11 protein-coding genes are annotated in these 12,477 nt (G+C 54.6%); all 11 read left to right on the top strand.

Annotation, left to right across the window (positions count from 1 at the left end; genetic code table 11):
• Positions 1-10 precede the first annotated feature (10 nt).
• The 11 genes from nuoJ (at position 11) to ACE3MN_RS07750 (ending at position 12,449) form a co-directional block, all read left to right on the top strand.
• Entirely contained in the window at positions 11-565 is a 555-nt protein-coding gene (gene nuoJ, locus ACE3MN_RS07700) for an NADH-quinone oxidoreductase subunit J (protein WP_004123127.1), read from the top strand.
• A complete protein-coding gene (nuoK, locus tag ACE3MN_RS07705) occupies positions 562-864 on the top strand; it encodes an NADH-quinone oxidoreductase subunit NuoK (protein ID WP_004104062.1) in 303 nt (100 codons plus the stop codon). Before nuoJ ends, nuoK begins: the two co-directional genes overlap by 4 nt.
• Entirely contained in the window at positions 861-2,702 is a 1,842-nt protein-coding gene (gene nuoL / locus ACE3MN_RS07710) for an NADH-quinone oxidoreductase subunit L (RefSeq protein WP_004870951.1), read from the top strand. Before nuoK ends, nuoL begins: the two co-directional genes overlap by 4 nt.
• Before the next feature lie 157 nt (positions 2,703-2,859).
• Positions 2,860-4,389 (top strand): NADH-quinone oxidoreductase subunit M, encoded by a 1,530-nt coding sequence (gene nuoM / locus ACE3MN_RS07715; RefSeq protein ID WP_004870953.1) that lies wholly within the window; start codon positions 2,860-2,862, stop codon positions 4,387-4,389.
• Between the two features lie 6 nt (positions 4,390-4,395).
• A complete protein-coding gene (nuoN, locus tag ACE3MN_RS07720; RefSeq protein WP_024359263.1) occupies positions 4,396-5,853 on the top strand; it encodes an NADH-quinone oxidoreductase subunit NuoN in 1,458 nt (485 codons plus the stop codon).
• A gap of 202 nt (positions 5,854-6,055) precedes the next feature.
• Positions 6,056-6,607: a tyrosine-type DNA invertase gene (locus ACE3MN_RS07725; RefSeq protein ID WP_024359262.1), complete on the top strand. Its 552-nt coding sequence runs from the start codon at positions 6,056-6,058 to the stop codon at positions 6,605-6,607.
• 424 nt (positions 6,608-7,031) lie between these two features.
• Positions 7,032-7,559, top strand: coding sequence for a fimbrial protein (locus ACE3MN_RS07730; RefSeq protein WP_024359261.1), 528 nt, complete (start codon positions 7,032-7,034; stop codon positions 7,557-7,559).
• 62 nt (positions 7,560-7,621) lie between these two features.
• Positions 7,622-8,284, top strand: coding sequence for a molecular chaperone (locus tag ACE3MN_RS07735; protein WP_024359260.1), 663 nt, complete (start codon positions 7,622-7,624; stop codon positions 8,282-8,284).
• 30 nt (positions 8,285-8,314) lie between these two features.
• Positions 8,315-10,864, top strand: a complete 2,550-nt coding sequence (locus ACE3MN_RS07740; RefSeq protein ID WP_049100295.1) for a fimbria/pilus outer membrane usher protein — start codon at positions 8,315-8,317, stop codon at positions 10,862-10,864.
• Positions 10,865-10,883: 19 nt separating this feature from the next.
• A complete protein-coding gene (locus ACE3MN_RS07745; protein ID WP_024359258.1) occupies positions 10,884-11,927 on the top strand; it encodes a fimbrial protein in 1,044 nt (347 codons plus the stop codon).
• A gap of 12 nt (positions 11,928-11,939) precedes the next feature.
• Entirely contained in the window at positions 11,940-12,449 is a 510-nt protein-coding gene (locus ACE3MN_RS07750) for a fimbrial protein (RefSeq protein WP_004870973.1), read from the top strand.
• Positions 12,450-12,477 lie beyond the last annotated feature (28 nt).

A 12,477-nucleotide genomic window follows, 5' to 3' on the forward strand; every position in this document is an offset into this window, starting at 1 on the left:
GGAGAGGGCAATGGAATTCGCTTTTTATATCTGTGGCCTGATAGCCATCCTCGCAACCCTGCGGGTGATCACCCACACAAATCCGGTGCACGCGCTGCTGTACCTGATCATTTCGCTGTTGGCGATTGCCGGGGTGTTCTTCTCGCTGGGGGCTTACTTCGCCGGCGCGCTGGAAATTATCGTTTATGCGGGCGCCATTATGGTGCTGTTCGTGTTCGTGGTGATGATGCTCAACCTGGGCGGCAGCGAAATCGAACAGGAACGTCAGTGGCTGAAACCCGGGATCTGGATTGGTCCGGCCATTCTTTCCGCGGTGCTGCTGGTGGTGATCGTTTACGCCATTCTCGGCGTTAACGATCAGGGTATCGACGGCGCGGCGATTAACGCCAAAGAGGTGGGTATCGCGCTGTTTGGGCCGTACGTTCTGGCGGTGGAGCTGGCCTCCATGCTGCTGCTCGCGGGTCTGGTTGTCGCCTTCCATATCGGTCGCGAAGAACGCGCCGGGGAAGTGCTGAGCAATCGTCCGAACGACAGCGATAAAAGAAAAACGGAGGAACACGCATGATCCCCTTAACACATGGACTGATCCTCGCCTCTGTCCTGTTTGTCCTCGGCCTGACGGGGCTGGTTATCCGCCGCAATCTGCTGTTTATGCTGATTAGCCTGGAGATCATGATCAATGCCGCCGCGCTGGCTTTCGTGGTTGCAGGGAGCTACTGGGGCCAGACCGATGGCCAGATAATGTATATCCTCGCCATCACCCTCGCCGCCGCGGAAGCGAGTATCGGCCTGGCGCTGCTGCTGCAGCTCCATCGTCGTCGCCAGAACCTGAACATCGATTCAGTAAGTGAGTTGCGCGGATGAACATGCTTGCCTTAACCATTCTTTTGCCATTGATTGGCTTTGTTTTGCTGGCCTTCTCCCGCGGCCGCTGGTCGGAAAATTTATCCGCCACCGTAGGCGTTGGCTCGGTAGGCCTGGCGGCGCTGGTGACGGCGTTTGTCGGCGTCGACTTCTTTGCCAACGGCAAACAGGCGCTCAGCGTACCGCTGTGGACCTGGATGTCGGTCGGCGACTTCAACATTGGCTTCAACCTGGTGCTGGACGGCCTCTCTCTGACCATGCTCTCCGTGGTCACCGGCGTCGGCTTCCTGATCCACATGTTCGCCTCCTGGTATATGCGCGGTGAAGAGGGCTACTCCCGCTTCTTCGCCTATACCAACCTGTTTATCGCCAGCATGGTCGTTCTGGTGCTCGCGGATAACCTGCTGCTGATGTACCTCGGCTGGGAAGGCGTGGGCCTGTGCTCCTATCTGCTGATCGGCTTCTACTACACCGATCCGAAGAACGGCGCGGCGGCGATGAAAGCGTTTGTGGTGACCCGCGTCGGCGATGTGTTCCTGGCGTTCGCGCTGTTCATTCTCTACAACGAACTGGGCACCCTGAACTTCCGCGAAATGGTCGAACTGGCGCCTGCGCACTTTGAGGCCGGCAACAACATGCTGATGTGGGCTACCCTGATGCTGCTGGGCGGCGCGGTGGGTAAATCCGCGCAGCTGCCGTTGCAGACCTGGCTTGCGGACGCGATGGCGGGCCCAACGCCGGTTTCCGCGCTAATCCACGCCGCGACCATGGTCACCGCCGGTGTCTATCTGATTGCGCGCACGCATGGCCTGTTCCTGATGACCCCGGAAGTCCTGCATCTGGTGGGGATCGTCGGGGCGGTAACGCTGGTGCTGGCAGGCTTCGCCGCGCTGGTGCAGACCGATATCAAACGCGTGCTCGCTTACTCCACCATGAGCCAGATTGGCTACATGTTCCTCGCGCTCGGCGTGCAGGCGTGGGACGCGGCCATTTTCCATCTGATGACCCATGCGTTCTTTAAAGCGCTGCTGTTCCTGGCGTCCGGCTCGGTGATCCTCGCCTGCCACCACGAACAGAACATCTTCAAGATGGGCGGCCTGCGTAAGTCAATTCCGCTGGTATACGTCTGCTTCCTGGTCGGGGGCGCGGCGCTGTCCGCGCTGCCGCTGGTGACTGCCGGCTTCTTCAGTAAGGATGAGATTCTGGCGGGCGCGATGGCGAACGGTCATCTTAATCTGATGGTCGCCGGTCTGGTCGGGGCGTTTATGACCTCCCTGTACACCTTCCGTATGATTTTCATCGTGTTCCACGGTAAAGAACAAATTCACGCTCACGCAGGGAAGGGGATTACCCATCATCTGCCGCTGATTGTGCTGCTGGTGCTCTCGACCTTCGTTGGCGCGCTGATTGTGCCGCCGCTGGAAGGCGTGCTGCCGCAGACCACCGAGCTTGAACACGGACGCGTCATGACGCTGGAAATCGCCTCCGGGGTGATTGCCATCGCGGGCATTCTGATTGCCGCCTGGCTGTGGCTGGGTAAACGCACGCTGGTGACGTCGATTGCCAACAGCGCGCCGGGTCGTCTGCTCGGTACCTGGTGGTACAACGCCTGGGGCTTTGACTGGCTGTATGACAAAGTATTCGTCAAGCCGTTCCTCGGCGTGGCGTGGCTGCTGAAGAGCGATCCGCTGAATGCGCTGATGAACATTCCGGCAATCCTTTCCCGCTTCGCAGGCAAAGGCCTGGTGGTGAGTGAGAACGGCTATCTGCGCTGGTATGTGGCTTCAATGGGCATCGGCGCGGTCGTGGTGCTGGCGCTGCTGATGGTATTGCGTTGAGTTTGCGGAGGGCGGGCGTTGTCGGGTAGCGCTTACCCGTAGGCCCGGCGGGCAGAGCGCCGCCGGGCAACAAAACCCGCAATTCGAAGTGAATTTTCTGTGAGAATTCGTTGAAAATCGGTCCTGAACGGGACTTTAACAAGGAATAAAGATCGCCATGTTATTACCCTGGCTAATATTAATTCCCTTTATCGGCGGCTTCCTGTGCTGGCAGACTGAACGCTTTGGCGTGAAGATGCCGCGCTGGATCGCGCTGATCACTATGGGATTGACGTTTCTGCTTGGCCTGCAGTTGTGGATGCAGGGCGGCTATTCTCTCACGCAATCAACCGGTATTCCGCAGTGGCAGTCGGAATTCGTGATGCCGTGGATCCCGCGATTCGGTATCAGCATCCATCTGGCTATCGACGGCCTGTCGCTGCTAATGGTGGTGCTGACCGGGCTGCTCGGCGTGCTGGCGGTGCTCTGTTCATGGCGCGAAATCGAGAAATATCAGGGCTTTTTCCATCTTAACCTGATGTGGATCCTCGGTGGCGTGATCGGCGTATTCCTGGCTATCGACCTGTTCCTGTTCTTCTTCTTCTGGGAAATGATGCTGGTGCCGATGTACTTCCTGATCGCGCTGTGGGGCCATAAAGCCTCTGACGGTAAAACGCGTATCACGGCGGCAACCAAGTTCTTCATTTATACCCAGGCGAGCGGGCTGGTGATGCTGATTGCCATCCTGGCGCTGGCGTTTGTCCACTTCAACGCTACCGGCGTGTGGACCTTCAACTATGAAGAACTGCTGAAAACCCCGATGTCCCACGGCGTGGAATACATGCTAATGCTGGGCTTCTTTATCGCTTTCGCGGTAAAAATGCCGGTGGTTCCGCTGCACGGCTGGCTGCCGGACGCGCACTCTCAGGCGCCGACCGCCGGTTCCGTTGACCTCGCGGGGATTCTGTTGAAAACCGCGGCCTACGGCCTGCTGCGCTTTGCGCTGCCGCTGTTCCCGAACGCTTCCGCCGAATTTGCCCCTATCGCCATGTGGCTGGGCGTCATCGGTATTTTCTACGGCGCGTGGATGGCCTTCAGCCAGTACGATATCAAGCGTCTGATTGCTTACACCTCCGTTTCCCACATGGGCTTTGTGCTGATTGCTATCTATACCGGCAGCCAGCTGGCTTACCAGGGCGCGGTGATTCAGATGATTGCCCACGGCCTGTCCGCTGCCGGCCTGTTTATCCTTTGCGGCCAGCTGTACGAGCGCCTGCATACGCGCGATATGCGTCAGATGGGCGGTCTGTGGAGCAAAATCAAGTGGCTGCCGGCGCTGTCGATGTTCTTTGCGGTCGCGACCCTCGGGATGCCGGGTACCGGTAACTTCGTCGGCGAATTTATGATTCTGTTCGGCAGCTATAAAACCGTACCGGTGATTACGATTATTTCTACCTTCGGTCTGGTGTTCGCTTCCGTGTACTCGCTGTCGATGCTGCATCGCGCGTACTTTGGTAAAGCAAAAAGCGAAATCGCCGCGAAAGCATTGCCGGGAATGTCCCTGCGTGAACTGTCGATCATCCTGCTGCTGGTTGTTCTGCTGGTGCTGCTGGGCTTCTTCCCACAGCCGATTCTGGACACCTCGCACTCTGCGATGAGCAACATTCAGCAGTGGTTTGTTAATTCTGTTTCTACTACAAGGCCGTAATTCGCCATGACAATAACTCCACAACAACTGATCGCACTGCTACCGCTGCTGATCGTCGGCTTGACGGTGGTGGTTGTGATGCTCTCCATTGCGTGGCGACGCAATCATTTCCTCAATGCCACGCTGTCGGTTCTCGGCCTGAACGCCGCGCTGATATCACTCTGGTTCGTGGGTCAGAACGGAGCGATGGACGTCACGCCGATGATTCGCGTAGACGGCTATTCGATGCTCTACACCGGGCTGGTGCTGCTGGCGAGCCTCGCCACCTGTACTTTCGCCTACCCATGGCTTGAGGGTTACAAGGACAATAAAGAAGAGTTCTATCTGCTGGTGCTGATCGCCGCGCTGGGCGGCATTCTGCTGGCGGGCGCTAACCATCTGGCGGCGCTGTTCCTCGGTATCGAACTGATTTCGCTGCCGCTGTTCGGCCTGGTCGGCTACGCCTTCCGCCAGAAACGTTCGCTGGAAGCCAGCATCAAGTACACGATTCTGTCCGCCGTTGCCTCTTCGTTCCTGCTGTTCGGTATGGCGCTGGTATATGCCAATTCCGGCAACCTTTCGTTCCTGGCGCTCGGTAAGAGCCTGACGGATGGCATGCTGCACGAGCCGCTGCTGCTGGCCGGTCTCGGTTTGATGATTGTCGGCCTCGGCTTTAAGCTGTCGCTGGTGCCGTTCCACCTGTGGACGCCGGACGTTTACCAGGGGGCGCCTGCGCCGGTCTCCACCTTCCTGGCGACCGCCAGCAAGATCGCCATCTTCGGCGTGGTGATGCGTCTGTTCCTCTATATGCCGGTTGGCGGCAGTGAGGCGGTACGCGTGGTGCTGGGTCTTATCGCCTTTGCGTCGATTATCTTCGGTAACCTGATGGCGCTGAGCCAGACCAATATTAAACGTCTGCTCGGCTACTCATCCATTTCTCATCTTGGCTACCTGCTGGTGGCGCTGATTGCCCTGCAGAGCGGCGAGATGTCGATGGAAGCGGTGGGGGTTTACCTGGCGGGTTACCTGTTCAGCAGCCTCGGCGCGTTCGGCGTGGTGAGCCTGATGTCCAGCCCGTACCGCGGCCCTGATGCCGATTCGCTCTACTCCTACCGAGGCCTGTTCTGGCATCGTCCGATTCTGTCGGCGGTGATGACGGTGATGATGCTGTCTCTTGCCGGTATCCCAATGACGCTGGGCTTTATCGGTAAGTTTTACGTGCTGGCGGTAGGCGTGCACGCGCACCTGTGGTGGCTGGTCGGGGCGGTAGTGCTGGGTTCAGCGATTGGCCTCTACTACTATCTGCGCGTGGCGGTGAGCCTCTATCTGAGCGCGCCAGAGAAACTGAATCGCGATGCGCCGTCTAACTGGCAGTACAGCGCCGGGGGCATCGTGGTGCTGATCTCCGCGCTGCTGGTGCTGGTACTGGGCGTATGGCCGCAGCCGTTAATCAGCATCGTACAGTTGGCTACGCCGCTGATGTAATCATATCCGTCGTGGGTAAAAAGGATCGCTTCGGCGGTCCTTTTTTTATCTACGCGAAAGCGGTGGGACCTTTGCTTTAATATTTTTTGTAATATTCATGCTTTTTATCATATTAATCTCACTTTACATTTCCACTCATCCTCTTATTTTCCGTACTATTATTACTACGCACACTGTTGTGTTTTGTAGATGGAGAAAGTGAATGAAAACAAGGCGTAAGCATTTGACCATCGGGGAGGTTCAGCGTTTGGTTGAAGCGGCCAGGCGGGGGGCAAATCCGGAACGCGATGTCTGTTTACTGTGGATGTGTTTTAATCATGGGTGTCGGGTGAGCGAAATTCGTCACTGGAAGCTCTCTGATATCGATATTCAAAGCGGGGTCATTTATATTCGTCGGCTGAAAAACGGCTTTTCAACCACGCATCCTATTTATAAACAAGAGGTAAAGGTACTCAACGAGTGGCTGCGTGTGCGTAATAATTACCCCGGCAATAATTCCGGCTGGCTCTTTTTATCACGTAATGGCCAGCCTTTATCCCGCCAGAGAATATATCAAATGATGAAAAATCTGAGCCTTGTTGCCCAGTTGGAAATTAATGCGCATCCGCATATGCTGCGCCACGCGTGTGGTTTCGCGCTGGCGAATAACGGTGTGGATACGCGATTAATTCAGGATTTTCTTGGGCACCGGAATATTCAGCATACGGTTATTTATACGGCAAGTAATGATGCAAGATTTAGAGAGGTTTGGTAAATGAAATAGTCATTTTGTATCAAACTGACTCCTATGCTATCCACAGGTGGTAACAATGTCAATTTATGATTAACAATGTTTTTTGTTATTATTTTCATGTGGTTACATTAAATATAGACGTCATTTATTTTTCGGTTTTTTTAATTGGCTTCACGTATGGTTTGTACCTCTTCCACTCTTTAGTTTTTTATCGTGTTTATTAGGCTTTTTCCTGGTAAATACGAAATAAAAAATGCCCTCCCTGGCAATATATATTTCAATTAATTGAAGTGGTCAAATTGATACAAAATGACCACTTCAGAATATTATATCCATTTCATGGGTCAATGTTTTGTTGTGTTATTAATATCAAACGTAAATAAAAGGATGCGCACGGTATTGCGCTTTTAAGTTAATGCATTGACTGCATTGAAAAGGACAAATCATGAAAAAAACATTACTTGCTGCTGTTGTTGCCGCCTGCGCGACGATCTCTGGTGCTGCGCTGGCAGATGACGGTCAGGTGAAGTTTATTGGCGACATCATTGATGCTGGTTGCGACGTGGTCAACGACCTGTCTAACCCGCTGGAAGTCCAAATGGGACAGATCGCCAAGACGGCGTTTACCGGTACCGGTTCTACTGCGGCTGAGCAAGGTTTTGATATCCAACTGAAAAACTGCCCGACTACGGTTACTAAAGCATCGGTACTGTTCTCCGGCACTAACGTCGGCGGCGACAATAGCAAACTGCAGCTGACCGCAGAACCTAATGTCGCTACAGGCGTGGCTCTGCAGCTGGTTGATGGCAGCACTAACAGTACCCTGCCGCTGTTCACCCGTTCTACCAGCCTGACCATCCCATCTACCGGTGATATCGATCTGCCGTTCCGCGTTCGTTATATCCAGACCGACACAACTGTTGTTGCTGGTAAAGCTAACGGTAGCGCTAACTTCACTATCAGCTACAACTGATCCTCCGTCTATTAGACCGTGCTAGCGAGCCGAAATCGGCTCGCTTTTCCAGGGAGCTGGAGATGAAACGATACCTGAAAGTGTTGATGGCTGGATGGCTGTTGGTGGGCGCTACGGCACATGCGGGCGTCGTGACCGGCGGTACTCGCCTGATTTATCCGGGCGGTAAAAAAGAGGCCACGCTGAGCGTAACCAACAATGATGCTACACCCTATCTTATTCAGAGCTGGGTGGAGAATGATAAAGGGGCCGCGCCCTTTCTGTTAACGCCGCCGTTATTTCGCCTGGACGGTGAGCAGCAGACCCGCCTGCGGGTGATTTATAGCGGCGGATTGCCCGAAAACAAAGAAAGTATGTTCTGGATGAATATCAAAGCGATTCCATCCTCACAGGCCAAAGCTGGCGCCAACACATTACAGATCGCTATTAAAACCCGTATCAAATTAATTTATCGGCCGAAATCCGTCGAGGGAACGCCGGAAACAGTGACGGATCAGCTTCGCTGGACGCGCAGCGGCAATACGCTACAGGTCACTAATCCCACCGCGTTTTATATGAATTTCGCCGAGGTGAAAATCGGTGGCGCGGAAGTCAAAGAAGCCAACTGGGTGGCGCCTGGCGCGACGGCGCGTTTTGATTTGCCGCGCGGCAGTACAGGCTCTTTGCAGTGGAAACTGATTAATGATTACGGCGGTATTGGCGCGCAGCACAGCGCTAATTTGTAAAGGCTATCAGGCCAGGGAGTTCCAGAGACAATGAACAATAATCATAACAAATGGCGGCTTAACCGGATAGCCGGAGCTCTGGCCGTTGCCTTGATACCGTGGTGTGATACTGCGCTGGCGCGGGATGTGTTTAACCCGGCGTTATTGGAAATGGATGGCCCGCAGACGGGGGTCAGGGATTTATCGGCTTATGAACACGCTGGAGGGCAGCAGCCGGGAACCTATCGGGTCGATATTTACCTCAACAATATCTTTATGGAGACCCGGGATGTCACTTTTCAGCAAAGCCGGATCCCGGGGGAAACGGCCCTGCAGCCGTGTCTGAACGTTGAAGAGCTTGCCGAATGGGGCGTGCGCGTTAAGCAATTCCCTGAATTAGGCCGTAAATCGGCGGACTGCGCGGATTTGGGCGTTATACCACAGGCAACGGCTGACTTTCGTTTTAGTCAGCAACGCCTGTTATTAAGTTTCCCTCAGGCGGCGGTTACCAGCGCGGCGCGGGGCTGGGTCGACCCGAAGCAGTGGGATGACGGCATAGCGGCCCTTCTGCTGAACTACTCCGTAAGCGGGGCGAATAACTGGTCGCGCAAGAATGACATGCCGGATAGTGACAACCAATACGTTAACCTGCGTCCCGGTATCAACATGGGTCCGTGGCGTTTGCGCAACTACACTACCTGGTCACGTAACAGCAGCGAAGGCGAGTCCAGTAACAGCTGGGATACGGTTTATACCTATGCCCAGCGTAATATTAATGCCCTGCAAGGGGTGATGACGTTGGGCGATAGCAGCACCGACGCCGACATTTTCGAAGGCATCCCTTTTCGCGGGGCGATGCTGGCTTCCGATGACGATATGCTGCCGGAAAGCCTGCGCGGCTATGCGCCGGTGGTTCGCGGGATTGCGCGTACCAATGCCCAGGTCATTATTCGCCAGAACGGCTATGAGATTTACCAGACCTATGTCTCCCCCGGCGCGTTCGAAATCACCGATCTGTATCCGACCGGTGGCTCGGGCGATTTAGCGGTCACTATTAAAGAATCCGATGGCAGCGAGCAAAACCTGATCGTGCCTTATGCTTCACTGCCTGTCCTGCAGCGCGAGGGCCGCCTCAAATATAGCGTGACCTCCGGCGTATACCGGGCCTACGACAATAGCATTGATGAAACGCCCCTTACTCAGGGGACGGCTATTTACGGTCTACCGTTGGGGATAACCCTGTACGGCGGCGGTCAGTTTAGCAGCAAATATCAGTCCCTGGCGCTGGGGGTGGGGAAAAACCTTGGCGATCTTGGCGCCGTATCGACCGATGTCACCCAGGCCTGGTCGAACCGACAGGATCAAGACAAAGAGAGCGGGCAGTCGGTGCGTATTCGTTATAGCAAAGATCTTCCAGGCTTAGGGACTAACATTTCCCTGGCGGGATATCGCTATGCTACCAGCGGCTACTGGGATATGCAGGAGGTGCTGGATACCTATCGGGACGATAATTATACCCCTTCAATCGAACGGCGGCGCAATCGCGGGGAAGTGACGCTCAGCCAGAGCCTTGGCGAAGAAATGGGGTCTCTCTCGCTAAACTATATCCGCGAAGATTACTGGAACACCGGGCGCACGATGGAGTCCGTCGGCGTGGGATACAACAATAGCTGGCGCGGCGTCAGCTACAGCATGAACTACAGCTATAACCGTAATACCACCGACCAGAATACCGGAACGCGCAATGATGAAGACCACCTTTTCGCTCTGAGCATCAGCGTGCCGCTGGGGGAATGGCTGCCGAAACCAGTTTATGCCAGCTACTCCCTGAACAGCAGTAAGAATGGCTCCACCAGCAACAACCTGGGCCTTTCCGGCACTTTGCTTGAGCGTGATAACCTGAGCTGGAGCGTACAGGAAGGATACACCAGCCAGGGACGAGGGGAGAGCGGCAGCATTAATGCCGACTGGCGCGCGACCTATGGCGAGCTTACCGGCGGCTACAGCCATGATAAATACAGCCATCGCCTGAACTACGCCCTGCGCGGTGGAGTCCTGGCGCATGAAAATGGCCTGACGCTGGGGCAGCCTTTTGGCGAAACCCTCGCTTTAGTTAAAGCGCCCGGCGCTTCCGGGGTTGGGATCAATAACCAGACCGGCGTCAGAACCGACTGGCGGGGCTACGCCGTGGTGCCTTACGCCTCGCCGTATCGCAAGAATATCTTGACCCTTGACACCAGCACGATGCCGGACGATGTCGATCTCGAGCTAACCACTCAAACGGTGGTGCCAACCCGCGGGGCGGTGGTTCGCGCAAACTACTCCACCAGCGTCGGTAGCCGGGTTCTGATGACGGTTCGTCGGGCGAATGGTCAGCCGGTACCTTTCGGCGCGATGGTCAGCGTACCCGGAGCCGCGGCGTCAGAGCAGGCATTTATCGTTGGCGAGGGCGGACAAGTTTATCTGACCGGGCTGGAGTCTAATGGAGCGCTTAACGTGAAATGGGGAGCGGCCGCACAGGAGCGCTGCCGGATTCAGTACGCGCTGCCGTCAGGTAAAACTCTCACCGGCATTATTGTAGCCCCGGGGCTATGCCGCTAATCGAAAGGATGCAGAAATAATGAAACGATTTTTATGGGCAATATTAGCAGGCCTGTCGGCGCTGGCGCTATCGCCGCAGGCGATGGCGGCAACCGGGTGGTGTGAGACGACTTCGGCTGGTCACGCTCCATTTCGCAATACATTCTCATTTATTGAAACCTTTACTAATCCCTCGCAAAACCAGGCTGGGATGACGTTTCCTCGCCTGTACCGTTGGAATACCGGGGGAAATTATAATGCAAAATGTGATTGTGGCAGCTATATCACTGGGCCTACATATTTTAAAGCCACGGTCCCTGGGATGGCTGCGACGCAAAGTCGAGGCGGGGTGAATTATTATCAGCTTAATAAATATCTGGAAATTGCCAGCGAGCTATATATTGCCGGGGGCGTGAATGACTATTTCCCAACACCTATCGACAATAAAAGCAATAACAATAACCAGGGCTTTGCTTGCAATGCGGGCGGTTCAACTTTTCAGAGTGGTTCAGTGGGATACGTTTCGCTCTATTTTACTCGACCATTTGTTGGTCAGGTGACTATCCCTCCGACGGTTATCCTTAATGTCTATGGAACAAGAATCTCTGGAAGCTACGGTGCAAATCCATTAACGCAGATCTCAATGAGCGGCTCGGTTACGGTACCGCAGTCCTGCGAAATAAATACCGGTCAGCCAATTAACATTGATTTTGGCGATATTGCTGGCAATAACTTCAAAACGGCCAACCAGATGCCGACGGGCTTCACTCCTTACGAGGTAAATATGACCGTGGCCTGCACCAATATTTCGGCAGGGGTTAAAATTGCTCTCTCATTCCAGGGCACGGCTGACTCCCATGACAACACTGCGCTGGTGACGACCAATAGCGATATTGCGGTGCGGATTGAAAGTATTACCGGAACCAAAATTCCAGTGATTTCAGGGCTGCTGCCGGTCGATCTGAACTATTCGACCCAGACCGGGGATACCACTATGAAAGTCTATCCGATAAATACCACCGGTAATTTACCCGCTGGCGGTGGGTTTACCGCCACGGCAACCATTCAGGCTGAAATTGAATAGCAGGAGTCAATAATGAAAAAGGCGCTATGGTTGGCATTGTTGCTGCCTGTTTTTTCATCCTGGGGCGGAATACCCTTAAATATAAAAGGCACGATTTATTATTATCCCTGCGATGTGAGCACTGATACAAAATATCAAGAGGTGAATTTCGGTACGCTGGTGAAAACAAATTTTCAGGCGGCCGGCTCCGCTTCGGAGTGGAAAACCTTTACCTTAAATGTTGAAAACTGCCCGGCAGGAACCACTAAAGCGACGGTGAAGTTTGACGGCGTGACGGACGGCGATGACGCCACGCATTTCGCCAATGTGGCGGCCAGCGATGCGGCGCAGCGTATTGCGCTGCAAATAACCAATAGCGACCATTCCACGACCTATAAAAATCAGGACAAGATGACGGTTGCGATTAACAGCAGTACGCAAAAGGGCGTTTTTCCGCTGGCTGCCCGTTTATATTCAACTCAGGGCGGAGCGACGGCGGGTAACTTTGAATCGGTGGTGCAGTTAACATTTACCTATCAATGACCTGATGAGCTAACTGGATGAAAAGGAA

It is taken from the genome of Klebsiella grimontii (genome assembly GCF_042137965.1).
GTDB classification, from domain to species: Bacteria; Pseudomonadota; Gammaproteobacteria; order Enterobacterales; family Enterobacteriaceae; genus Klebsiella; species Klebsiella grimontii.

Coding starts and splice junctions, on each gene's coding strand:
- nuoJ (WP_004123127.1), top strand. CDS start 11: ATGGAATTCGCTTTTTATATCTGTGGCCTGATAGCCATCCTCGCAACC.
- nuoK (WP_004104062.1), top strand. CDS start 562: ATGATCCCCTTAACACATGGACTGATCCTCGCCTCTGTCCTGTTTGTC.
- nuoL (WP_004870951.1), top strand. CDS start 861: ATGAACATGCTTGCCTTAACCATTCTTTTGCCATTGATTGGCTTTGTT.
- nuoM (WP_004870953.1), top strand. CDS start 2,860: ATGTTATTACCCTGGCTAATATTAATTCCCTTTATCGGCGGCTTCCTG.
- nuoN (WP_024359263.1), top strand. CDS start 4,396: ATGACAATAACTCCACAACAACTGATCGCACTGCTACCGCTGCTGATC.
- ACE3MN_RS07725 (WP_024359262.1), top strand. CDS start 6,056: ATGAAAACAAGGCGTAAGCATTTGACCATCGGGGAGGTTCAGCGTTTG.
- ACE3MN_RS07730 (WP_024359261.1), top strand. CDS start 7,032: ATGAAAAAAACATTACTTGCTGCTGTTGTTGCCGCCTGCGCGACGATC.
- ACE3MN_RS07735 (WP_024359260.1), top strand. CDS start 7,622: ATGAAACGATACCTGAAAGTGTTGATGGCTGGATGGCTGTTGGTGGGC.
- ACE3MN_RS07740 (WP_049100295.1), top strand. CDS start 8,315: ATGAACAATAATCATAACAAATGGCGGCTTAACCGGATAGCCGGAGCT.
- ACE3MN_RS07745 (WP_024359258.1), top strand. CDS start 10,884: ATGAAACGATTTTTATGGGCAATATTAGCAGGCCTGTCGGCGCTGGCG.
- ACE3MN_RS07750 (WP_004870973.1), top strand. CDS start 11,940: ATGAAAAAGGCGCTATGGTTGGCATTGTTGCTGCCTGTTTTTTCATCC.